This window comes from Psychrobacter sp. TB67, from assembly GCF_000511065.1.
GTDB classification, from domain to species: domain Bacteria; phylum Pseudomonadota; class Gammaproteobacteria; order Pseudomonadales; family Moraxellaceae; genus Psychrobacter; species Psychrobacter okhotskensis.
Genome location: NZ_AYYA01000067.1, coordinates 23,132 through 46,347 on the forward strand (window position 1 = coordinate 23,132; position 23,216 = coordinate 46,347).

The following is a 23,216-nucleotide window of genomic DNA, read 5'->3' on the forward strand; positions in this document are numbered from 1 at the left end:
CAACAGACCCTTTTTCTTTTAAATGAAGGGTACTTGATGAGGCGAACTCTACACTGAATATTTAAATTCAAACAAGCCAAATTCAGTACTGTTACCTTTAGAATGGTTGCTTGCTGAATCTTCACCTTCTGTCGTAATTGCGCCAACGACCACCACGACTTTGGGTTGACGTTTGTCTTCGTCGAGCAAGCGCCAATCACCAAGAACGTAACGGATTTTGTCATTAGCCGTCTGATGAATATCTGGACGATGAGTATGTCCGTGTAATAGCGCATCGTGATTATTCACTGCGGCTGCCACTGCTTGCTCATTAACGTCCATAATATGCGCCGCTTTATTGGCGTTATTTTTTTGACTTTTTTTACGCATGTTCTCGGCGATAGCCAAGCGTTTTTTTAGCGGTTTATTCAGCAAATACCACTGGATTAACGGGTTACGCATCACTTTGCGAAAAAACTGATATTTCTTATCATCAGTACATAGCGCGTCGCCATGCTCTAAGCGATAATTCTGCTGTCCAACCGCTACAGGGTAAGGCTCAAAAATAAGTTCGCCACCAAATAAATTGCAAAATGGCTGCCCTAATAAAAAGTCACGATTACCATGCATGACTAAAATCTCGCAACCTGCGATCCGTAGTTTTTTTAATTTGACAATTAATGGTGTGAGCCAATGGGTTTGACGCTCGTCTTCTGATAAGGACAAATAAACATCATCACCCAGCCAAACCTCAAACCAATCGCCTAAGATAAACAAACGTTTTAACGCAGGCAGAGCAAGGCAATCATCGAGCAGCGCCAAAAAAGCCTGCACTAAGGCAGGCTCTTCCGGTGATAAATGCAAATCGCTAATCAATACTTGCCGCACGCTATGAGGGCGGGTGGTAATTAGGTGGTCAAAACTTTGCATTTATCCTTGTCCTAATGTAGTAAACCAAATATAAACCTATTATGGCGTCAGACTCGCTTACTGTACTAGTCGTACAATTTTCGCTTGTCTTCCTTGTACTATATTCATCTTTGTTTCACTATAGATTATTAAAAATGTACTCGTTCAAGTTGCTTATTCAGAAACAACTTATTCAGAGACAATAGTCGCTGAATTGATAATGACTGGCTCTTTTGGTACGTCAGCATGCATGCCGAAACGACCCGTTGGTACGCCGCGCATTTTTTCGATGACATCCATACCGCTGGTTACTTTACCAAATACCGTATAGCCCCAACCCTGCATGTTTTTGCCAGAGTGGTTTAGGAAGTCGTTGTCTTTGACGTTAACGAAAAACTGGCTGGTTGCTGAATGCGGATCTTGCGTACGCGCCATCGCAATCGTACCTTTGTCGTTTTTTAGACCATTGTCCGCTTCGTTTTCAACGGGTGCGTTGGTTGCTTTTTCATTCATTTCAGCGTCCATTCCGCCGCCTTGAATCATAAAGCCATCAATAATGCGATGAAAAATCGTGCCGTCATAATGACCAGACTTTACATAGTTTAAAAAGTTCTCTACCGTTTTTGGTGCTTTTTCTTCGTTGAGTTCGATAACGATCGCACCCATACTGGTGTCAAGTTCTACTACTGGTGGCATGTCTACCATGGGATAATCCTTTTTGATTGCAGCGCCTAAAATGACGCTGTTAAGTGGTGGATAAAAAGTTGGTGGTTAAAAGTTAGCGTTAGTCTAACGGCTTTTTTGTCGTCTGTCATGTATCAGGCTGTTAATGCATTTGCAAAAGCTGATAGAATAACGCAACTTTCCCTTTTTAATGGTTTTTGAACGCCAGTGTCAATACGTTAATTTTGACACCCCAATTTTAATAACTGAGTTTTTGACCATTTATTTTTAATACCTTAATGCTAACTATTTGATTTTATTGGTTAGTCTTAACAGCTTGGTTTAATTTTTCATGGGGCGTGATGGCACGCGGCATGAATGGACAATTTGCGTTAGGAGCAATGCCCGATGAGTGAGCACTCAAACAACAATGTACAGAAAGATGAACAAAAAAACGACTTTATTCGTAATATCATTCGTGACGATGTCAATGCGCAAAAATACCAGCAGATTGTAACCCGTTTTCCGCCTGAGCCAAACGGCTACTTGCACTTGGGTCACGTTAAATCTATCTGTCTAAACTTTGGCGTCGCTAAAGAGTTTGGTGGCATCTGTCATTTGCGCTACGACGACACCAATCCAACCGCAGAAAAACAAGATTACATCGACAATATCAAAAACGATGTGCAGTGGTTGGGCTTTGACTGGGCAGGCGAGGCGCTACATGCTTCTAGCTACTTTGACCAGTTGTATGCGTGGGCGGTACAATTGATTGAGCAGGGTGATGCGTATGTCGACTTACAAACTCCAGAGCAAATCCGCGATAATCGTGGCTCATTTAATGAAGCCGGCAAACCGTCACCACAGCGTGATGCCAGTGTCGCAGACAACTTAAAGTTGTTCGAAGACATGAAACACGGTAAGTTCGAAGACGGCAAAGCGGTATTGCGTGCCAAAATTGACATGTCTGATGCCAATATGAACATGCGCGACCCCATTATCTATCGTGTGATGCATCAAGAACATCATCAGACCGGTGATAAATGGTGCATCTATCCTATGTATGATTTTGCCCATCCGTTGTCAGATGCGCTAGAAGGCATTACCCATTCGTTATGTACGCTAGAGTTTGAAGATCATCGTCCGTTTTATGATTGGATCGTCAATAAAATCGGCTTCGAGCAACCACCGCATCAGTATGAGTTCTCACGCCTCAATGTCGACCATACGTTGACCAGTAAGCGTAAGCTCAAGCAATTGGTCGATGAAGGTATCGTCGATGGCTGGGATGATCCGCGCATGCCAACCGTCGCTGGTATGCGTCGCCGTGGCTATACGCCTGAAGGCTTGCGTGATTTCTGTGATCGCGTTGGTATCTCCAAAGCGGATGGTGTGACCGATATGCGTCTGCTAGAGTTTAGTATTCGTCAGTCGTTAGACAATACTACGGCACGCGGTATGGCGGTGCTTAAGCCATTAAAAGTGACGATAACCAACTTTAGCGATGCGGTCAGTCAGTGGGAAACGCTCAAAGCGGACAGCGTCAATGCGCGCTTTGACGCTGAGGCAAAAACCTTATGGTTGACTCAGCCGAACCATCCTAATGTCGATATGGGCGAACGTGAGATTCCGTTTACCGAGACGCTTTATATCGATCAAGGCGACTACGAGATTGAGCCGCCAGCAGGCTATAAACGCCTATCACCCGAAAAGCCAGAAATCCGTCTGCGTAATACCTATGTCTTGGCCGTGACTGAGCATGTGCTAGATGATGCAGGCAATGTCGTTGAGCTAAAAGCAACGATTGATCCGGCAACGCTAGGCAATAACCCTGAAGGTCGTAAGGTCAAAGGTGTGATTCATTGGGTATCGGCCAGCCAAGGGGTTCCAGCCACCGTGCGCTTATACGAGCAGCTATTCAGTGTCGAAGATCCGAGTAGCGTCGCTGACGTGCATCAAGCATTGAATCCTAACTCGTTGACCAAGCTAAATGCCGTGGTTGAGCCATCATTGGTCAATGCGGATGCTGGCACACGCTTTCAGTTTGAGCGTGAAGGCTATTTTATCTCTGATAGCGAAGAGCACAGCAGTGACCAGCCTGTCTTTAATCAAATCGTCAGCTTACGTGACAGCTATAAACCGGCTTAATTTATTGCGATTAGCGCTACTAGCGTTTATTTGAGACAATACTAAACAAAAGTAGTTTGCAAGCTGGCCCATTTCTAGTACGCTAGGGATGGGCTTTTTTGTGGATAATACCAAACCCAAAAAATACGATTAGTTTTGTCAAACTTGCTTAGTCTACTAAATGTAGTGCTTGCACGCGTTTTCCTTACTACTCAAGTTTTTGTGAATGGTATAAGTGTAAATTTTAATCGTAAGGTGTGAGGGTGCAATCATGGCAAAATTTTTAAATAGCAGCGGGACGACGTATCATCTAGAAGAATTGATTAAAAATGCGTCTGACAGATTGATTATTATTAGCCCCTACTTAAAGTTAAATGAGCGTATTAAAGAGCTGTTAGAAGACCGTAATCGTCTCAAAATCGATATCCGTATTGTCTATGGCAAAAATGATTTACATCCAGAAGAGATTAATTGGCTAAAAAACCTGACCTTTATTCGTACTAGCTTTTGCAAAAACTTGCATGCCAAATGCTACCTTAATGAAAATGAATGCATCATTACCAGCCTCAATCTCTATGAGTTTAGCCAAGTGAATAATAATGAGATGGGGGTGCTTATTTATCGTAATGAAGATGCCAAATTATATGCTGATACTTATGAGGAAGCGCAGCGCATTATTCGTATCAGTGATGAAGTGCGCATGTCCCTTGAAAAAGTACATGATAGCGATAACAAGAGCGCCCTTAACAACGGCTCTAATAATGGCGCTAATAAAGCTTCTAAGAATGGGTCGAGAAATACGTCCAGTATGCTATCTAGTGCTGGCAAGGTAAGCACAGATCCAGTTGCCAGTAACGCTACAGAAGCGGCAACGCCTAATTATTCTAAGCTGACGACGGCGAAGCTGGCGAAAGAATTGGGCTTTAAGACGCAAGAGTTAAACGATAAGCTCCTTGCCGCAGGCTATCTAATAGAGCAAGAAGGCGAGTTGGTATTGACGGATACTGGCCGTGCGGCTGGTGGTACCAGCAAACGTGGTAAATTTGGCGAGTTTTGTTTATGGGACTCTGGGATGGTGGTATAGATGCAGGTTTCATCGGAGCTTATGCGTTTAGACCTAAATGGCATAAGCGCATTACAATCCGTCACAAGACATTCATAACCAGTTTGTTAAGATGAAATAGGATTTCCTGACGGGTACTCCGTTATTTTTATAGCGCTACACGTCAATGATAATAATAGAGCGCATGACCTTCTTTAGATGCTAACCTTTTAATATTAGCTTTTAGATACTAGCGCTCATCACTAACGATAGTTAAGGAATTAAGCATGGCACATTTACGTTTAGGTGACAGCGCACCGAATTTTGACGCCACAACCACAGAAGGCGATATCAATTTTTACGATTGGGCAGGCGACAGCTGGGTCGTTTTCTTTTCGCATCCTGCAGACTATACGCCAGTATGTACCACTGAGCTTGGTCGTACTGCGGCATTAGGCGGCGAGTTTCAAAAGCGCAATGTAAAGGCGATCGCTTTATCAGTTGATGGCTTAGAAGATCACAAAGGCTGGGTTAGCGATATTGAAGAGACTCAAGGAACTGCTGTCAACTTTCCTATCATTGCAGACTCTGAGCGCACAGTAGCCAATCTTTATGACATGATTCACCCCAATGCGGATAATACAGCGACGGTTAGAAGTGTCTTTATCATCGACCCTAACAAAAAGGTACGCTTGACCTTAACCTATCCAGCCAGCTGTGGTCGTAACTTTGACGAGATTGTACGAGTCATTGACGCCATGCAGTTGTCTGATAAATATAACGTCGCTACGCCGGTCGATTGGAAGGACGGCGATGATGTTATCATTCCACCAAGCGTGAAGAATGAAGACATCGCAGCCAATTATCCTAAAGGTCATACAGAAATTAAGCCTTATTTGCGCACCACGCCAGCACCTAATAAATAAAGTGAGCGTTTTTGCAATTGCTTAAAAAATAAAAACCCTATAACTTACTGTTATGGGGTTTTTTACCATTCATATCACAAGCAGCGACAAGGTTTTGCTATGATAAAAACCAATAGTCACTGTGCTAAGCGAGCAATAACAAGCTTCTGCGCTTTGATGATACAACGATAGTCATAAAAATTTACCGTTATCGTTCTTTTCGGAAATAATACTTAAAAGGAATTTACCATGAAAAAACTATATATAACTCGTACTGCACCCAACCCTCGAAAAGCCCTTATATTACTTGCCTCAAAAGGTATCGATGTCGATGATATGGATGATATCGATGTGGTCGACATTGATTTTGCTGCCAAGGAACAGATGTCAGAGGCTTTTACTAAGATAAATCCCATGCAGACAGTGCCAGTTTTAACCCTAGATGATGGCACAGTGCTCAATGATTCGCAGGCGGTTTGTGAATACCTTGACCGCGTTTATGGTGAGCGCTCAGTGATGGGCAATGATGTGGTTCAGCGTGCACAAGTCTGTTCGATGCGCCGTATTGCGGAGTTTGAAGTGCTTTATAACTTGATGTTGGCCTTTCAACACAGCCATCCATCAAAGGCACAACGTGTTGAGCAAGTCCCTGAATTTGTAGCACCATCCATCGCTCGTGCGGTCAAAGCTTTGGCATACTTTGAAACCAGCCTAGAAGGTCATGACTATTTGGTCGGGGATCAACTGAGCTTTGCAGATATCGTGCTATATCTAGGCTTGGACTTTGGCAAAGCATTAAAAGTAGATCCTACTGCCCATGGCGAAAACCTTGCGCAGTTTTATGCGAGAATGCATGAGCGCTTTAGCATTAAAAAAATGGCAAAAGCGAAGCCTACGGAAGCTAATGAATAGTGAACATTTAATCCTTATCTGCTAAAGCCCTAAATATTTTGTGCTGTGTACTGAACGTCCAAATAGGGATGGTTAACAAAATCTGTTGATCATCCCTATTTTTTTTGGACTTACTATGTCCATTTAGAAGGCGGACTTAAAAAACAATTAATAAAACGAAACGTTTCATTACATAAGACAATAGGATCGAGGTTATAGTAGTTAAATTGTACCGGATTGCTGCTATTAGTTTTATCGATATAAATAAAGATAAAAATCTTTATAAGTTAATACAGTAAAAGTAGATATTAGATATAGTCGATCAATATATAGTTTGGAGACAAGGAAAGCGAGCCAAAGTACTACAGCTAGTAGGCTAAGCAAGGCGGACAGCGTATCCAATTTATATAAGATTGACTATAAGCTTAGTAAGAGGGATGTAATATGGTAGGTATGAAGACACAACCCACCACAAAATTACTGTTATTGCCCAGTGTATTGGCAGTAATCCTGACATTGGGAGCGTGTCGGAAGAACGCGCCACCTGCCGAAAATGAGGCGTCAGACACTACGCAAAGTGCAGAGGTCATCGGTAGTGCAGCGGAGATTGAGAATGGCGCTGATATTAATGAGTCTGATATTGACGAGACAGTAGACGCGTCTAAGGTCGCCGAACTTAGCTCAGAACAACAAATGATTGCCAACCTCGCTCGCTATCGTTGGACACTCTTGACTGCCAAGGATGCGAGCGCTCAAGCATTAGCACCACTAATGAATATTAACGACCAGGTGACGCTATTATTCAATCAACATCAAGGTCAAAATACCTTAAGTTATAGCGTTGGTTGCAATACGATGAGTGCTGGCTACGAGTTACAAGCCCAGACACTGACGACCGAAGACAGTATGAGCACCAAGATGTCTTGTGGCGATCTTGATAGTGCAGAAAATCTGTTGAATACGTTGATGCAAGGTAATAGTGAGCTGTCTGTGTCTGCAGGTGAGCCTCCACTATTGACGCAAGTGACCAATGATTCGATGACTTTGGTTTGGACGGGTAGGCTTACGGCACAAGCAAAGTACAGTGGTAAAGGCAAGACCGTATTTTGGGCCGTGAATAGTGAAAAAGTGGCTTGTGGCGATGGTGATTCGAGTATGTGCCTGCAAGTCAAGCCTGTCACTTATGATGATCAAGGCCTGAAAACCAGCGAAGGTGAGTGGACGGCATTCAACGGTGATATTGATGGCTACCAGCACGACGGCATGCACGAAGAAGTACTACGCCTACAACGCTATCAAGTCAATGACATCGAAAATCCTGATAATGAGTCAACCGAAGCGTACGCCTATGTATTGGATGCGGTGATTGAAAGTTCTGTGGTAGAGTAAGTTGGTCAACAGCTTTATTTAGATGCTGGTTTTCAAAAACTATTAACAGCATTGGTTTAAACCAAAAACACGCATCATTTGATCGCGTGTTTTTTTATGGAGATTTTCTTTATTTTATTATATTTTGGCTTCTTATCTTATCGTAAGTTACCTAAGTCTTCTTCGGTTAAACGCCAGCGTCCTTTTTTCTTAGAGGCCCCGCGTCCACGCATGGCGCTATTTAGGAGCAATTTGTTCATTGAATGGCTTGAGTGCGCATGACAAATGGCGCAGGCAAGACCATCAGCGGCATCTTGTTGTGGCACGACATCTAAAGACAGTATGCGGCAGACCATCTCCTGTACTTGTTCTTTGGCTGCGGCACCATAACCGCAAACCGCCTGTTTAATCTGGCGTGCGGTATACTCTGATACTTCCAAATCCAGTGCCACCATCGCGGCGATGGCTGCGCCTCTTGCTTGCCCAAGTTTCAGCGCAGAGTCTGGGTTTTCTGCCATGAATACTTGTTCAATTGCCGTATAGATAGGCTCTTCTGCATATTTTAAATGATGCTGAGTAATACGCGTCAAGCCATTAAAAATACGCTTTAGGCGTTCAGGCATCTCTTTGGTATCCGTACGAATAGTACCCGCATCAATATACGTCAGCTTATCGCCCGTTTGTTGCACGATACCATAACCCGTCATACGTGAGCCTGGGTCAATCCCGATAATAATTGCCATAGTCTTCCGTCTTGCTTTCATTTTGTTTAATGGCTTAAAAATAGGCCTTAAGTTTGATAGTATAGCAATCAATCCCCATATACATCATATGTTAGCCATCTTAATTTGCATGGCGCTCAATTTATTGGTTTTTATTTTATAGGACGACACTTTATGGGTCAGATAGTTGGTATTGCCATCGTTTGGTTTATTATCGAGATGCTACTGTGGTATTTAATTGCTCAGTTTATGAGCGGTTGGTGGGTATTCATGTGGTTCATTATCGCCGCTGTCATCGGTATCACCTTTATTCGTAAAGGTATGGCAGCGCTAAATCCGATGGCTCAGCAAATGAAAGCGGGCGGCATGATGAACCCAGCGATGCGTCCACAAGAATCAACCATGCTTAAAAGTGTGGCCATGGCAGCGGCTGGCATTTTGCTACTTATTCCAGGTGTGCTTAGTGATTTGCTCGCGTTATTGGTGGTACTACCGCCGGTGCAAAAGAAGCTCAAAGACTTTGCTAATAATTACGTCATGAACAACCAACAAAAAATGATGGAGATGATGGCCAAACAGATGGGCGGCGGTCAAAACCCGTTCGGCGGTGCAGGTGGTATGGGTGGACAAAATCCATTTGGTGGCGCTGGTGGCGGTATTAATGGTCAAAACCCATTCGGTCAACAACAACAAAATCCGTTTGGGGATGTGTTCAAGCAGCATACAACTGTTGACGGCACGGCAAAAAATATACCTAAAGATGTCAAAAAGATTACCAAATCTGCTAATGATGAATAAAAGTTAGTGAAAAATCGAACATAAAAAAGCCCCTTACGTCAGTGACGAGAGGGGCTTTTTGGTGGTTGTTATCAGCTTTTTACAAACTTATAGGTATTAATAAACCTAGTGAATATAAATAGAGAGACAACTAACCGAATATAACAACCGAAGTGCCGCCGTAAGATGGTGACCCATGAACCGTGAAGTTCAGGGCGGATGCGTCATTGCCTCTGCAGGTTTCCTGATACACCGCAAGCGGTGCAGGCATACACAATGAAGCAATAGGTACCACATCCTGGTAAAGCATTATCGGCTCAGGGAATAAACATCTACTAGCCAACACTTCAGAATAGATTTATCTTAACCAATGGCATAGCTGATTGCAAGCGCGGTTTACAGATTTATACGTCTCTTTAGAAATGCGCAGCAATCATAGCAGCGGTATTTTATACAATAACTAATAGAAGAAAAGGCTTGAAAGCGTTGAAACAGCAGGATAAACGCGCAGTTTTTCAGCAATTTCAAGATGTATGCTAATATAGACAACTTTCGACATCCTAATATAGCAGTATAGGCGTTCATTCACTTGAGGAGCGGTAATCTATGACCAGTACCCAGCAACAATCTGAATCTATTGACGACAATCAGGCGCAGCTTGATAGCAAGCAAGAAAGCGCACAGCATAAAAAAACACCGCATGTCTTAATGATATTGGACGGCTTTGGTCATCGTGAAGAAGACAAGGATAACGCCATTGCTGCGGCTAATATGCCGAATCTAGATAAGATCTATCAGAAATATCCGCATGGATTGATTTCGGCGTCAGGTGAAGATGTTGGTTTGCCAGATGGTCAGTTTGGTAACTCTGAAGTGGGACATATGAACCTAGGTGCTGGTCGTGTGCTATATCAAGACTCAACGCGTATCTCAAGTGAGCTTGCCAATCGCGAGTTCTATAAAAACGAAGCCTTGGTCGATGCCGTAAAAGCGGCGAACGAGCTTGGCGGCAATGTGCATATCATGGGCTTACTGTCTGATGGTGGCGTGCATTCGCATCAAGACCATATCGAAGGAATGTGTCATTCGGCGTTGGTACACGGTGCCAAAAACGTGTTTGTCCATTGTTTTTTAGATGGTCGTGATACGCCGCCTAAGTCTGCTGATAAGTATATCAATCGTCTGCGTGAGTATTTGAACAAGCTCAATGCCCATTATGAAGGTCGCGTACAGATTGCCAGTATCATCGGTCGCTACTATGCGATGGATCGTGACAATCGCTGGGATCGAGTACAGAAGGCCTATGAGCTTATTACGGAAGGTAAAGCTGATCGTCTATCTACCCGTGCTGATGGTGCTGTCCAAGCTGCCTACAAAGCCCGCGAAACTGATGAGTTTATCAATCCGACTACCGTGATCGAGAGCGGCGACACGCCTTATACTGTCGATGATAATGATGCACTTATCTTTATGAATTTCCGTGCTGACCGCGCCCGTGAGCTAGCGCAAGCGTTTGTGCTGCCAGATCATGAGTTTTCAGGTTTTGCCCGTCATAAGCAACCAAAGTTGGCGGCGTTTGTCATGTTGACCAAGTACTCAGACATTTTAGCTGATAGCCCGAAGACCAGTATTGCTTATTACCCAACCTCTCTGACCAATACGCTGGGTGAATATTTGCAAGAGCAAGGTAAAACGCAACTGCGCATAGCCGAAACTGAAAAATACGCGCACGTGACGTTTTTCTTTAGTGGTGGTCGCGAAGCAGAGTATAAAGGCGAGACACGTATTCTTGTGCCGTCGCCAGATGTCGCCACTTATGACTTGCAGCCAGAAATGAGCGCTCCTGAAGTGACCGATAAGTTGGTAGCAGCAATTGAGTCGGGCAAATATGATGTATTGATTGTCAATTATGCCAATGGTGATATGGTAGGGCATACCGGTATCTTTGAAGCAGCCGTGCAAGCGGTAGAGGCGTTAGATGTCTGTGTTGGCCGTATTGAGTCAGCAGTACGAGCAGCTGGCGGCGATATGCTCATTACCGCTGACCATGGCAATGTTGAGCAAATGCAAGACTACGAAAGTGGGCAGGTGCATACCCAACATACCACCGAGCATGTGCCTCTGATTTATATTGGTGAGCAAAAAGTACAAGTACGTAGTGGCGGTAAGCTTAGCGATATCGCACCGACCATCTTGTCATTGATGAATATCACTGCGCCAGAAGAAATGACGGGTGAAAACCTATTGATTCCAGTATCGTGATTCAGTCCTTCTGAGCTTTTCGTCTGTTAACTACTATGATGTTATCAGGGCAGATGAAGCGGTTAGTGCATGAAGAAAAAGGATAAAGAGCAAGGAAGGAAAGGGGAAGGGTATCTACGATCCTTCCCTTTTTTAGGATAGATTTTTAATCTATTTGCTCTAATCTTCGCTGCCTTCTTAATGCTACATTACAAGATATTATTCATCAATTGCCATATAATAACGTTGCATATTTTCTTTTTATTTAGGTGAGTTTTTTATGCATTCTATCTGCCTTAAGCGCTCATCAGCGTCTGAACGACTAAAAAAATCATCAATGATGACCGCATTGATAACGTCGACCGTCTTGAAACCCGTACTCATAGCCAGTTTCATAGGGTTGAATATCGCTGGCATGCAAGCACAGGCTGCTATAGATGACGAGAGCAGCCCGACGGCCAGTCTGCAGCTTATCAGTCTCAATGCTGATGAGTTATCGGTAGAAAATGATGCAGATGATTTGTCTGATATTGCCGATATGTTAGATGCTGCTGACGCGTCTGATGATGCAATAGATAGCGTTGCAGATGAAAGCGCTTTGACTGATGAAGCAGACGATATCAACACGGATATCCCCGCTGAAGTGGAACAAGTGTCACTGAATGCCATCTCTCCTGAGACTTTAAAGACGTTTGTGGCGGTCGTAGATTTGGTACGCCGTGAATATGTGGATACCGTCAATGACGAAGAGTTATTTAACAATGCGATGAGTGGTATGTTGACCAAACTAGACAGCCACGCTGAATTTTTGGATGCTGAGGCCTACGAAAACCTGCGCGCTTTTACCGAAGGGGATGTCGGCGACGTCGGCATCAAAGTGATGTATCGACCAAAGGCTGGCTATTGGGTGGTCACCGAGGTGCTTAATGACTCACCCGCAGATAAAAAAGGCATAGCAGTCGGTGATTACTTGCATCAGGTTGATGAGTTTAAGCTGGATGACGACAGACAAAGCAATGATGTCGAGCAGCTTTTGACCGGCATTGCAGGCACACAAGTGGATATTGTCACGTCTAAAGCGGGTCGCCGTAAGCATACTACGACGTTACAGCGTAACAATAATCATCCGCAAGTGATTGAGACACGTTTTGTAGACGGTCTGGCGGTGATTAAACTGCCTGCTTTTCAGAACAACAGTCGTGAAAAGTTGCTGCAAGGTCTCATTAGCCTAGAGTCTCCGGTCTCTGGCATTTTATTAGACATGCGTGATAATCCGGGTGGTGTTCTAACCTCTGCGGTGAGTGTGGCCAGCTTATTTATGGTGGACACCGATGTGGTACAAGTGAGAGGTCGCCAAGATGATTCTCGGGTTTTATCGACACAAGGCGCTGCGATACTCAAGCCATTGCCCGTAGTGGTGTTACAAAACCGCTATTCTGCCTCCGCTGCAGAAGTATTAGCAAGCAGCTTACAAGCACAAAAACGCGCCACTATTGTTGGTGAGGTGAGCTATGGCAAAGGTTCGGTACAGTCGGTGATACCTTTGAATGACGAGCAGGCTGTTAAGCTAACCGTGGCCAATTATGTGACGGCGGCAGGCAATAAGATAGACGGTATCGGGGTCGAGCCTGATGTCGCTTTATTAGGCAATGAGAATACTTGGGAGCAGCAGGCTCTGGATTTACTCAGGGCACAAGCACTGGCGTCGGGTATTCGCTTTGTGAGAAATTCAGCTGTAGAGGATAATACGCTCGAAGATCGGACAAATAAAAAATAAGTAGCTAACGATAGCTCTAAATATAATTGATACCACTCAAAAAAATTACAGCAGCAAAGGGAAAGGGTGCAAGTACTATGCATTGCATGCTAAGCGATTTTGACACGGCCAATCGTATTTTTGACGTTTGATATTACTTGTTGACCATCATATCGTTACGCTCAAAGCTGCTTATTATCTGCAAAAGTTAATCGGACTGATCTTCATCAATATCGAGCTTTTTCATACGATAGCGTAAAGAGCGAAACGTCGTTCCTAACAGTTCTGCGGCTTGCGTCTTGTTCCAGCCTGTCTGCTTAAGAGCAGTAATAATCAGATTTTTCTCTTGTTCTTGCAGGTAATGCTCTAGCCCTTTGGCAGGTAACTGACCTTCAAAACCGTCTTTAACTTCCTTTAAGCCATTTTGCAAACTGTCTTGTTCATCAAGCGCCGCGTGATTGCTCGTTAATTGCTGCTCTGTAGAATTGGCGACACTACGATTAGGTTCTGCGTTATTAGCCCTCGAACGCTGAATGGTTGAGGGATAATGCTGAGTAATGGTGCGATAAGGATGTAGATTGGTCTTTGTTTGCTCAGCACTATGCGCTGTTGAGGCTTGGCTGACTTCTTCTTTACTGCTGACAGATGTCATTGTTGGCTGGTCAGCTGATTTATGGTTAGATGTTGGCGTTGTATTATCAACTGCATTGGTATTTTGACTTTGCTGAGTATGAATCTCTTGATGAGTATCAAGTTCCGCTAGACCCAAATGGCTGACGTCAATGGTGCAGGTTTCTGCCAATGTCACAGCGCGCTCAAGTAAATTGCGTAGCTCACGGACATTACCAGCGAAATCATGGTGCTGCAAGCGCTCGCAAGCGGCCGCTGTCAATGAGGGCGGGGTGTCTAATTGCCATTCTTCTGCGATCATTGCCAAAAAATGCTTGGCTAAGACGGGAATATCATCACGGCGCGCATTAAGCGTGGGCAGCTTTAGTTCAATCACATTGATACGGTAGTACAAGTCTTGCCGAAACAGTCCATCTTGTACCAGTTGGTTCAAGTCTTTATGGGTCGCAGATAAGATACGGATATCGACGGGTACTTCTTTGGTATCACCGATGGCGCGCACGGTTTTTTCTTGGATGGCGCGTAGTAGTTTGACTTGCATTGCTAAGGGCAAATCTGCCACTTCATCTAAAAATAACGTGCCACCATTTGCTTGTTGGAACAGGCCTTGCTTATCAGCAACGGCTCCGGTAAAGCTGCCTTTTTTATGACCAAAAAACTCTGACTCCATGAGCTCTGAAGGAATCGCACCGCAGTTTACGGGTACAAAACTGCCATCTCGACGTGGGCTTAAATCATGGATCAGTTTGGCAACCACTTCTTTGCCTGTGCCCGAAGCTCCCGATAAAAATACTGGCGCTTGTGAGCGTGCCAATTTTAAAATAGTGTTTTTGAGTGGGTGCATGACAGCAGAGTCACCGATCAAACGGCTATCCAACATTTGCTGCTCGGGTGAGCATTCAGGTGTGGTTTCTGCTTCGTTATTTTGGTGAATGACCTTGAGCGCATTTTCGACCAACTGGCGTAAGCGTGGCAGCTCAAGCGGTTTATTGACGAAATCAAAAGCCCCTAACTTCAACGCTTCTATAGCCAAATCCATACTACCATGGGCAGTAATCACGGCTATTGGTGTACTAGAGTTATTGCTGATGTCCTTGACCAACTCTAGTCCTGAGCCATCCGGTAATTTGAGATCGGTCAAACAAAAGTCATAGTTGTTTTGCTGCCAGTAGGCGCGTGCCTGCGATAAGGTATAAGCCACATCGCTTTTGATCCCCATCTTGGTTAAGGTGATTTGCATCAAGCGGCACAAATCCACTTCATCATCAACGACTAGCGCGGTTACTGTCATACTTCATCTCATTTTATTATCGGCATCATTATCGACATCGATAGCAGGGGCAATCAAGCGAAAGCAGGTTTTTTGGAGTTCAGGAATATAGAGTAAACGAGCCTGATTGGCTTCACAGAACGCCTGCGATAAATACAATCCCAAACCTGTTCCGGCTTTGTCAGTAGTGAAAAACGGATTGAATAAATGCTGTAAATCACTGGCATTAACGCCCATACCACCATCTAAAATATCGATTATAACATCGTTATCGGCACAATAAATTTCGATTTCCACAAAAGCATGAGGGTGAGCGTAGCTACTGTGACGTAGACCGTTGTTGATTAAATTAATTAATACTTGTTCTAACTGGTGCGTATCGAATGAGATAGTGGATTGACTATGGACACGCAAAAACACGTCATGATCTCGAAAATAATTGTCCAAAAACACCGGCAACCACTCAGCCAGTAGAATCGATTGCTGATTAGCGGTCTGTTGGCGCGACAGTTTTAAGATGTCTTCAATAATACGGTTGACGCGTTTGGTTTGCGCAAAGATCATTTTATAAAGCTCGTGATTGCCTGTTATATCGCTGTCGGTAGCAGCTGTCGGCGCTACTAAGGGCTCAAGAGTAGAGCTGATAGTATTGTTATTATGATCGGCGGCCTTCTTCTCACCTTCTTCGACATCTTCCATCAGTAGCTGACTGGCCTGTGAAATAGCGGCGAGCGGGTTTCTGATTTCATGAGCGATACTGGCAGTCAGTTGCCCAAGCGAGGCAAGCTTTAACTGTTGAGCGCTGGCTTGCTCACGGCGCAAGTCTTCTAGCAGGATAAGCTTGCTGTTATCTTTTAGCGGGATAATCTGTACGCGTAGCTTGCCGACGACAGAGGCATTTGCGACGGCAGGCAATTCATAAACAAAGCTACGTGATTGCCCTTCAGCGACCGATAAACAAGCATCAAGAAGTTGCAGATGCTGTTCTCTGAGCTGCTGCTGAAAGTCAGCAAGAAGGGCGGCTTCGAGGTTGTTTTGCTCATAACTTAAATGACTAGGCGTATCAATCAGAGACGCCAGCGGAGGATTGGGGATACTGAGTAGCTGATGGGCGGCTAGGTTTGCCAATACAATCTGCTGTCTATCAATCACTATGACCCCATTGACCATTTGGGTGATGACTTCTTGATTGATTACATTCAGTCGTTCGACCTCTTTGGCATGATGCGCGGCGACTTGTTCGACTTGTACCAAGCGCTGGGAAATAGACCAGCTCAAAATTCCTACTGCCAAAAAGCTTGCTGACATCAGCAAGGCATCGCCCAAATTTTCCAAGCTCATGCTATTGGCAATGGCATAAAAAAACTGCTGGTAAATAACAAAAATAATGGCGAGTAAGGTAATGATGAGCGCTTGCGAGCCATGCAGTAGCATGAAGCTGGCGGCAACAACGACCATATAAAGCATGGTGAGCTGTAAATCAGGAGCGCCATTGGTATACAGCAAAAGGCTCAAAATAATGACGTCTAATACCAGTCCAAAACCCAGCTGACGCCGTAAATGCTTGGTGACTACATAAAATAAGCCAAGCAAAATCAGACTAATAATGACATAAAAACTCAGCGCCGTTTGCTGCAATAGACTTGGCAGTAATAAGCCATTATCAGCTTTGACCGTCACATACACCATCAGCATAAAAAACAGGCTAACGATAAATCGATAACTGCTATAGATCAGTCCCAATCGACGTAACTGCGGTAGCGGCAGCGTTTCATCTTGCTGAAGATAATGGGTAATGACAGAAACGGCTCTGAGCGCAAATTTCATAAATTGGCCGTAATAAAAAGAGTATTAAGGGGTCTACGGTTGAATGAGACCATGACGAATAGCGAGATGGGTCAACTTCACATCACTATCAACGCCGACTTTTTCATAAATGCGATAGCGATAGGTATTGATGGTTTTGACACTCACAAACAACTGGTCGGCAATTTGCTGAGGACTTTGGCAATTAACCACCATCATCGCCACTTGTTTTTCGCGGTCACTCAACAAGTCAAAAGGTGAGTTGGCATTATCTGACAGTAAAACGTCAGCCAACTGTTCGGCGACATCTTGGCTAAAATAACGCCCGCCTTGATAGATTTTTTTGACCGCGCGTATCATCTCATCAAGTGGTGTGCCTTTAGTGATGTAACCATTGACGCCCGCTTTAATCAACATAGATGGATATGGTTGCGCCGACATACTACTAACGGCCAAAATCTTGATGCCCAAATCCAGCTGAATTAAGCGCTTAGTTGCTTCAAGCCCGCCGATATTGGGCATATTAACGTCGAGCAAAATTACATCGGGGTGCAGCTGTTTGGCCAGTTTAATCGCCATATCACCGCTGTCAGCTTCACCAACGACCTCGATATCAGCACTGTCTGCTAGCATACGGCTAATACCCATCCGCACTAAATCATGATCATCTACTACTAATACTCGTATCATAGTTGTACTCTTTGCTGTCTATCAAAATGAAGGTTGCATGGTGAACGTTAAACCATCTGAAGCAATCTGTATATCTGTAAGAACAATCGAGATTTTTATTATTTTATAATAGGATTTGCAGAGCAATTATTTTTATCCTCTACTATCATCATATATTGCTCTAGTGTTAATTAATATTGCTAGAATCTAATTTAAATGTAGCAAAATTTCAAGCAGGTTAAAAAATACTCATCTAATTGATTTAGTAGATTAAACTTAAATGCAAACCATGATACACTAAAAATACAAAAACTCTATGTGAGTACCTACAAACATAACCACAAACGCTACGTACGTTGTTGCTATTAGTTAGTCTGTAACTGATTATCTATTGAATAGCAGCGCGACAGCAGGGGGAAGAATGAAGCTCTTACCATTAACCAAACAGCAGCTAGTTGTTGCTATGATTTCATTGAGTCTGGGCAGTATTGCGCAAGCTGCACTTACGATTAATGGTAGCGCTGATACTGGCTCTAGTGCTCGTATGAGTTGGGGCGGTGCTGATAGCTTGTCTGAAGCACGTAATATCATGTATAAGTCTAATGATTCGACCATTAAAAAAGTCGATAATGGCTATGGCACGACCAATATTACGAACAGTAAGACCAGTAGTTTCGGTAGCAGCAACAACAGCTATAATAACGCCAATAGCTATAACACCACTTATCGCGGTAGCTTTGGCAGCAGCAGTATGATTCCGATTAGCACTGACTCGCGCAGTGTGGCGGTGATCGATGCCGAAACTGGTGAATCTATTTACGAAAAAAATGCCGACGTCGCCCGCCCTATGGCGAGTATCACCAAGCTAATGACGGCGATGGTGGTGTTAGATGCTGGTCTTGATATGCGTGAAGAGATTACCCTAGATCCTGAAGATTTCGTCGGTCCAAAACGCGCCAGCTCAAACCTTAAATCTGGCGATCGTTTGAATCGTGCTGAAATGCTATTAATGGCATTGATGAAATCAGAAAACCCTGCTGCCAAAAGTCTCTCGCGTAACTATCCAGGCGGCTATGATGCCTTTATACGAGCGATGAACCGTAAAGCGCAAGAGCTTGGCATGACGACGGCTTATTTTGGTGATCCAACGGGTCTCGATAAACGTAATGTGGCTTCGTCAAATGACTTGGTAAAAATGGTACGTGCTGCTGGTAACTATGATGTAATCCGTCGCTTCTCTACGACTAAGAGTTATGACTTTTACGTGGCCAATTACTCAAATGGTAACCGTACTTATAAAGCCAACAATACCAGCTCTCTAGTCCGTTCAGGCGATTATCCAATTGGTATCTCAAAAACCGGCTTTATTAATGAGGCAGGTCGTTGTGTGGTAATGGAAACCCGTGTGAATAACCGTCCTGCTATTATTGTCATTTTGGGCGCAAACAGCTCAGCGACGCGTTGGGGTGATGCCAAAAATATCCTAAACAGTTTGGCGACTCGCCGTACAGTGTAAGCGGATTGGTTTAGTGGGTATAAAGAGGCTGTTATGTAATGTAACGGCCTTTTTATTGTGTTGAATTTAGGACGTGTCCTAGGAAAATTATATGACTCAAGCATCGATTATCACACCAGCACCAAAGCTATACTTATTGACCAATGATGATGAGTTTGCGCTGCTGTATCGCAAATTAAAAGCAGCATTAGCGACAGGGTTTATCGGGCTGTTACAAATTCGTCGTAAGCAAGTCCTGTCATTGCCTGATGGTGACGCACATTTATACGAAGAGGCTAGACAGATAGCTGAGTTGGCTAAAGCATACAATGTGCCAGTCGTCATCAATGATGATATCAAGCTGGCTGCCAAGCTTGGCGTTGGGGTTCACTTAGGGCAAGAAGATGGTGAAATTAAAGATGCCAAGCAAGATCTATTAGCAGATCAAATTATTGGTCGCACCTGTCATGGCAATGTAGAGCTGGTAAAAGGAGCGCACGCTGCTGGCGCCAGTTATGCTGCAATGGGTGCAGTATTTGCCTCTACGACCAAACCTAAGGCAGACGTTATTTCGCGTCAGCAGCTGGTCGATGGATGTCAGCAGGGTATTGCACTATGCGTCATAGGCGGCTTGACTGCAGAAAATATCGTTGAGCTGGCAGGTTTGCCGATTGCTTATGTGGCAGTAGTAGGGGATATTATGGATTTGCCAGAGCATAAAATAGCTGAGCGTTGTCAACAGTGGCAGCAGGCGCTCAACGTCTGGAGTGCGCCTGCTTAGTAACAGGTGGTGGGTATAATTACCGAGTGAGTGCTTAAAGGTTTCTTAAATAGTTTCATTGTTCATTAGCTTTTAAGCTAGGGCGTGTCCTCATTTTAAAAATGGTGATAAAAATGAGGTAAATTGCAGTCAAACAAGGAAAATAGTGCAGATAATATCGAGATATTACCTAGCTATTTGACGATGTTTGGCAAGATTTAACCATTTTTAGCCCATTTAGATTGCTATCGGTTGAATTGAGGACACGCCCTAGGAATATCGCTAAAAAAAGACGTTATTTGGCATGATCCATACATAAAGTAGCGTAGGGCAGTGCTTCCAAGCGTTGCTCTTCAATCAGTTTGCCACATACCTCACACTCACCATAAGTGCCATTTTCGATACGGCTCAAGGCATTTTCGACATAGACTAAATTTTGGCGCGCTTCATCTCTCAGACTTTGGCGCATATCGTTCTGACGATAGGAGATGGCTTGATCTTCCCAATGCTCGTTAAGGTCATCTTGTGGGTTTTGGATATGATCTTCTATTTTATCAATCCTTGTTTCATATTCTTTTTTAAGCTTTAACAAGTTTTGCTTGGCATTATTGACATCAATAGTCATTTTATTCTCCTGAGGTTATTGTTATTGTTATTGTCGAGCGCAATTATTATAAAATTGTTATAAATAGGCACTTTATTATAAAGCGTCTTTCTATCATAAACAGCCTGACTATTAAGTACCACCACGAAATGTTACTGACTTTTAAAGTACTTAAAACGAACTTCAGGTAGCAAGCGCGCGATATGGCTGCCGCAGTATCCAGTTAAGGTAAGCACTATCGCAATCTTTAGGTTTTCACAGTTTTTATGTCGCTACAGTCGCCAAAATTTATGGCAGTTCCTTGTGAGCAATCGTTAGAAAACTGGTAGAATACACCGCTTTTGAAGATTGTCAGACCTATTTTATAAACTAACATGAGCAAAGCCAGCCGATAGAAGAGATACGATTATAAGAAATGGCTGGTCATACCCCTTTTCGAAAAATCATTGAATGAAAAACCATTGAATAAAGCCATAAAACGATTGATTAACAGACAGACTGATGCATAGGAGCAGGTAATGAATTTTTTGCGTATGAGTGAGCTTGATTTAAAAGAGAAGGTTGTATTGATTCGAGAGGATCTCAATGTGCCTATTAAAGACGGCAAGGTTACGAGTGCAGCTCGCTTGCAAGCAAGTTTACCTACGATTAAAATGGCGTTAGAAAAAGGCGCGGCGGTGATTGTCTGCTCACATCTCGGTCGGCCAACCGAAGGAAGTTTTGAATCGATCTACTCTCTAGCACCTGTTGCTGACTATTTAAGCGACAAATTGGCCGCGCCCGTTAGTTTAAACACCGACTATCTGACTCAGGGTGTTTCAATCAAAGCAGGTGAAGTGGTACTACTAGAAAACGTGCGCTTTAATAAAGGCGAGAAGAAAAACGATGCCGATTTGGCGCACACTTATGCAGATTTGTGCGATGTGTTTGTGATGGATGCTTTTGGTACTGCTCACCGTGCACAAGCGTCAACGGAGGGTGTGACCCAAGCGATGCATCAAGCCGACAAGACAGTCTGTGCAGGACCATTATTGGCCGCTGAGCTTGATGCCTTGAGCTTAGCGCTTGAAACGCCAGCGCAACCGATGCTAGCCATTGTTGGTGGCTCAAAAGTATCTACCAAGCTAGAAGTACTACACAGCTTGGCAGAAGTGTGCGCCCAAATTATCGTTGGTGGCGGTATTGCCAATACTTTCTTAGCAGCACAAGGTCATAGTGTTGGTGCGTCTTTATATGAAGCAGATTTGCTCGATACCGCTCGTGACATTATGACTAAAACTGAGATTTTATTGCCTGAGTATGTTGTTGTCGCTGATAAAAATGAGATCGATTTTGCTGACTTTACTGGCTCATTACAACAAGCCACTGCTACCATCAAGTCAGTTGATGCGATTGGCGACAATGATATGATATTAGATATCGCTCCAGAAAGCGCCAAGCAATTGGCTGAGGCTATTACTAATGCAAAGACCATTTTGTGGAATGGTCCAGTGGGGGTTTTTGAGGTGGATGCTTTCGGTCATGGGACGCAAATAGTGGCAGATGCAGTCAAAAATAGTCAAGGTTTTTCAATCGCTGGCGGTGGTGATACTTTAGCTGCTATCGATAAATATCAAGTAGCCGATGGCGTGAGCTATATGTCAACGGGTGGTGGTGCCTTCTTAGAGTTCGTAGAAGGCAAGGTATTACCTGCCGTTGCTGCATTACAAATTAGAGCATAACTGCTTAACGATACTTCAGCAATTGAGTAACATTAGATGTACAACCTATGATGAGCATCTAAGTTACTCTATAAAAAGTTAGGCTATAAAAATAATAGGGTGACTGTGGTATTTGTCTTATCATTCTTGTTTAACTTGCTAGTATGAAAGCACTAAGTACGAACAGGCACGGATTATTATTAAGTAGTAATTATTTGTTTCTATACTGAAAATTATTATTGCATGTCTAATTTGCACTCTATAAAATAGCGCAAATCATGTATTTGACATGCTTTATTTACGAGAGGTTTATTATGTTAAAACGCCATTTATTACTTGCTAGCGTACTTGCTGGTACTTTTGCAATCACTGCATGTAGCCAAGAAACGCAAGACAAAACTGAAGCTGCTGCTGAGTCAGCGGGTGATGACGCTGCTGCTAACACTGACGCTGCCGCTGCCGAAACAGAAGCCGCTGCTGCTGAAGCTGAAGCTGCTGCACAAAATGCTGGTGCTGAAGTCGCCGAAGGCGCTGATAATGCTGGTGCCGCTGCTACTGATGCACTAGCAAATACTGGTGAAGCGGTTGTGGTAGGCGCAAATGAAGCCGTATCTGCTACTGCTGGCGCGGTTGCTGATGGTGCAGCTGCTGTTGAAGATAAAGCCAGTGAAAATGCCGTAGAAGCAGAACAACAGTACTAATTAGTAGTTTTGATTTTAAGCATTGGTTATAAATACCAGTTGCTATATAAGCCCTCAAAATATTTAGAAAGCTTTGGTAATCGCCAAGGCTTTTTGCGTTGTATCGATTAATAAATTTAAACATCCAATACCGTGAATAATTCGTGAACCCAAACCTGTCATCTCAATAAATAGTCGTGCAACCGCTACGAAGCACGATCA

19 protein-coding genes and 1 other RNA gene are annotated in these 23,216 nt (G+C 43.7%); 12 read left to right on the top strand and 8 right to left on the bottom strand.

Annotated features, from left to right (window positions below):
* Positions 1 to 48: 48 nt before the first annotated feature.
* The gene (locus tag W293_RS0112835; RefSeq protein ID WP_025652816.1) at positions 49 to 909 is read right to left on the bottom strand and encodes a UDP-2,3-diacylglucosamine diphosphatase; all 861 of its coding nucleotides are present in this window, start codon (positions 907 to 909) and stop codon (positions 49 to 51) included.
* 168 nt (positions 910 to 1,077) lie between these two features.
* The gene (locus W293_RS0112840) at positions 1,078 to 1,593 is read right to left on the bottom strand and encodes a peptidylprolyl isomerase (protein WP_025652817.1); all 516 of its coding nucleotides are present in this window, start codon (positions 1,591 to 1,593) and stop codon (positions 1,078 to 1,080) included.
* Between the two features lie 366 nt (positions 1,594 to 1,959).
* Here W293_RS0112840 and W293_RS0112845 point away from each other — a divergent pair, with 366 nt between their 5' ends.
* The 5 genes from W293_RS0112845 to W293_RS0112865 all read left to right on the top strand — a co-directional run bounded on the left by W293_RS0112845 (position 1,960) and on the right by W293_RS0112865 (position 7,905).
* The gene (locus W293_RS0112845) at positions 1,960 to 3,699 is read left to right on the top strand and encodes a glutamine--tRNA ligase/YqeY domain fusion protein (protein WP_025652818.1); all 1,740 of its coding nucleotides are present in this window, start codon (positions 1,960 to 1,962) and stop codon (positions 3,697 to 3,699) included.
* A 250-nt stretch (positions 3,700 to 3,949) separates the two neighbouring features.
* Complete coding sequence (locus W293_RS0112850; protein ID WP_025652819.1) at positions 3,950 to 4,762, top strand: phospholipase D family protein; 813 nt, start codon at positions 3,950 to 3,952, stop codon at positions 4,760 to 4,762.
* A gap of 245 nt (positions 4,763 to 5,007) precedes the next feature.
* Complete coding sequence (locus W293_RS0112855; RefSeq protein ID WP_025652820.1) at positions 5,008 to 5,646, top strand: peroxiredoxin; 639 nt, start codon at positions 5,008 to 5,010, stop codon at positions 5,644 to 5,646.
* A gap of 228 nt (positions 5,647 to 5,874) precedes the next feature.
* Entirely contained in the window at positions 5,875 to 6,537 is a 663-nt protein-coding gene (locus W293_RS0112860; RefSeq protein ID WP_025652821.1) for a glutathione S-transferase family protein, read from the top strand.
* Between the two features lie 432 nt (positions 6,538 to 6,969).
* Positions 6,970 to 7,905 (top strand): META domain-containing protein, encoded by a 936-nt coding sequence (locus tag W293_RS0112865; protein ID WP_037026157.1) that lies wholly within the window; start codon positions 6,970 to 6,972, stop codon positions 7,903 to 7,905.
* A gap of 137 nt (positions 7,906 to 8,042) precedes the next feature.
* Here the strand turns inward: W293_RS0112865 and ruvC are convergent, their stop codons facing one another.
* Positions 8,043 to 8,627 (bottom strand): crossover junction endodeoxyribonuclease RuvC, encoded by a 585-nt coding sequence (gene ruvC, locus W293_RS0112870; RefSeq protein ID WP_010199263.1) that lies wholly within the window; start codon positions 8,625 to 8,627, stop codon positions 8,043 to 8,045.
* Between the two features lie 153 nt (positions 8,628 to 8,780).
* Here ruvC and W293_RS0112875 point away from each other — a divergent pair, with 153 nt between their 5' ends.
* Entirely contained in the window at positions 8,781 to 9,404 is a 624-nt protein-coding gene (locus W293_RS0112875) for an FxsA family protein (protein WP_025652823.1), read from the top strand.
* Between the two features lie 140 nt (positions 9,405 to 9,544).
* Here the strand turns inward: W293_RS0112875 and ssrS are convergent.
* Positions 9,545 to 9,740: non-coding RNA, 6S RNA (ssrS, locus tag W293_RS17050), on the bottom strand.
* Between the two features lie 249 nt (positions 9,741 to 9,989).
* Here ssrS and gpmI point away from each other — a divergent pair.
* Positions 9,990 to 11,645 (top strand): 2,3-bisphosphoglycerate-independent phosphoglycerate mutase, encoded by a 1,656-nt coding sequence (gene gpmI / locus W293_RS0112880; protein ID WP_025652824.1) that lies wholly within the window; start codon positions 9,990 to 9,992, stop codon positions 11,643 to 11,645.
* A 259-nt stretch (positions 11,646 to 11,904) separates the two neighbouring features.
* Positions 11,905 to 13,401: a S41 family peptidase gene (locus W293_RS16470; protein WP_025652825.1), complete on the top strand. Its 1,497-nt coding sequence runs from the start codon at positions 11,905 to 11,907 to the stop codon at positions 13,399 to 13,401.
* A 187-nt stretch (positions 13,402 to 13,588) separates the two neighbouring features.
* On the opposite strand, the gene W293_RS0112890 is transcribed toward W293_RS16470, so the two are convergent.
* The 3 genes from W293_RS0112890 to W293_RS0112900 are packed head-to-tail and all read right to left on the bottom strand — an operon-like array spanning position 13,589 to position 17,776.
* Positions 13,589 to 15,301 carry a sigma-54-dependent transcriptional regulator gene (locus W293_RS0112890; protein ID WP_025652826.1) on the bottom strand — a complete coding sequence of 571 codons (1,713 nt, stop codon included), beginning with the start codon at positions 15,299 to 15,301 and terminating at the stop codon, positions 13,589 to 13,591.
* Positions 15,302 to 15,304: 3 nt separating this feature from the next.
* Positions 15,305 to 17,107: a sensor histidine kinase gene (locus tag W293_RS0112895; protein ID WP_025652827.1), complete on the bottom strand. Its 1,803-nt coding sequence runs from the start codon at positions 17,105 to 17,107 to the stop codon at positions 15,305 to 15,307.
* A 33-nt stretch (positions 17,108 to 17,140) separates the two neighbouring features.
* Complete coding sequence (locus tag W293_RS0112900) at positions 17,141 to 17,776, bottom strand: response regulator (RefSeq protein WP_025652828.1); 636 nt, start codon at positions 17,774 to 17,776, stop codon at positions 17,141 to 17,143.
* 400 nt (positions 17,777 to 18,176) lie between these two features.
* On the opposite strand from W293_RS0112900, the gene W293_RS0112905 reads away from it, so the two are divergent.
* A complete protein-coding gene (locus W293_RS0112905) occupies positions 18,177 to 19,271 on the top strand; it encodes a serine hydrolase (RefSeq protein ID WP_025652829.1) in 1,095 nt (364 codons plus the stop codon).
* A gap of 91 nt (positions 19,272 to 19,362) precedes the next feature.
* Positions 19,363 to 20,031, top strand: a complete 669-nt coding sequence (locus W293_RS0112910; RefSeq protein WP_025652830.1) for a thiamine phosphate synthase — start codon at positions 19,363 to 19,365, stop codon at positions 20,029 to 20,031.
* A gap of 274 nt (positions 20,032 to 20,305) precedes the next feature.
* Here the strand turns inward: W293_RS0112910 and W293_RS0112915 are convergent, their stop codons facing one another.
* Positions 20,306 to 20,635 (bottom strand): TraR/DksA family transcriptional regulator, encoded by a 330-nt coding sequence (locus W293_RS0112915; protein ID WP_025652831.1) that lies wholly within the window; start codon positions 20,633 to 20,635, stop codon positions 20,306 to 20,308.
* Between the two features lie 497 nt (positions 20,636 to 21,132).
* Here W293_RS0112915 and W293_RS0112920 point away from each other — a divergent pair, with 497 nt between their 5' ends.
* Together W293_RS0112920 and W293_RS16825 are read left to right on the top strand one after the other, a co-directional pair.
* Entirely contained in the window at positions 21,133 to 22,335 is a 1,203-nt protein-coding gene (locus W293_RS0112920) for a phosphoglycerate kinase (RefSeq protein WP_025652832.1), read from the top strand.
* A gap of 293 nt (positions 22,336 to 22,628) precedes the next feature.
* Positions 22,629 to 23,015, top strand: a complete 387-nt coding sequence (locus tag W293_RS16825) for a hypothetical protein (RefSeq protein WP_025652833.1) — start codon at positions 22,629 to 22,631, stop codon at positions 23,013 to 23,015.
* Positions 23,016 to 23,216 lie beyond the last annotated feature (201 nt).

Coding starts and splice junctions, on each gene's coding strand:
- W293_RS0112835 (WP_025652816.1), bottom strand. CDS start 909: ATGCAAAGTTTTGACCACCTAATTACCACCCGCCCTCATAGCGTGCGG.
- W293_RS0112840 (WP_025652817.1), bottom strand. CDS start 1,593: ATGGTAGACATGCCACCAGTAGTAGAACTTGACACCAGTATGGGTGCG.
- W293_RS0112845 (WP_025652818.1), top strand. CDS start 1,960: ATGAGTGAGCACTCAAACAACAATGTACAGAAAGATGAACAAAAAAAC.
- W293_RS0112850 (WP_025652819.1), top strand. CDS start 3,950: ATGGCAAAATTTTTAAATAGCAGCGGGACGACGTATCATCTAGAAGAA.
- W293_RS0112855 (WP_025652820.1), top strand. CDS start 5,008: ATGGCACATTTACGTTTAGGTGACAGCGCACCGAATTTTGACGCCACA.
- W293_RS0112860 (WP_025652821.1), top strand. CDS start 5,875: ATGAAAAAACTATATATAACTCGTACTGCACCCAACCCTCGAAAAGCC.
- W293_RS0112865 (WP_037026157.1), top strand. CDS start 6,970: ATGAAGACACAACCCACCACAAAATTACTGTTATTGCCCAGTGTATTG.
- ruvC (WP_010199263.1), bottom strand. CDS start 8,627: ATGGCAATTATTATCGGGATTGACCCAGGCTCACGTATGACGGGTTAT.
- W293_RS0112875 (WP_025652823.1), top strand. CDS start 8,781: ATGGGTCAGATAGTTGGTATTGCCATCGTTTGGTTTATTATCGAGATG.
- gpmI (WP_025652824.1), top strand. CDS start 9,990: ATGACCAGTACCCAGCAACAATCTGAATCTATTGACGACAATCAGGCG.
- W293_RS16470 (WP_025652825.1), top strand. CDS start 11,905: ATGCATTCTATCTGCCTTAAGCGCTCATCAGCGTCTGAACGACTAAAA.
- W293_RS0112890 (WP_025652826.1), bottom strand. CDS start 15,301: ATGACAGTAACCGCGCTAGTCGTTGATGATGAAGTGGATTTGTGCCGC.
- W293_RS0112895 (WP_025652827.1), bottom strand. CDS start 17,107: ATGAAATTTGCGCTCAGAGCCGTTTCTGTCATTACCCATTATCTTCAG.
- W293_RS0112900 (WP_025652828.1), bottom strand. CDS start 17,776: ATGATACGAGTATTAGTAGTAGATGATCATGATTTAGTGCGGATGGGT.
- W293_RS0112905 (WP_025652829.1), top strand. CDS start 18,177: ATGAAGCTCTTACCATTAACCAAACAGCAGCTAGTTGTTGCTATGATT.
- W293_RS0112910 (WP_025652830.1), top strand. CDS start 19,363: ATGACTCAAGCATCGATTATCACACCAGCACCAAAGCTATACTTATTG.
- W293_RS0112915 (WP_025652831.1), bottom strand. CDS start 20,635: ATGACTATTGATGTCAATAATGCCAAGCAAAACTTGTTAAAGCTTAAA.
- W293_RS0112920 (WP_025652832.1), top strand. CDS start 21,133: ATGAATTTTTTGCGTATGAGTGAGCTTGATTTAAAAGAGAAGGTTGTA.
- W293_RS16825 (WP_025652833.1), top strand. CDS start 22,629: ATGTTAAAACGCCATTTATTACTTGCTAGCGTACTTGCTGGTACTTTT.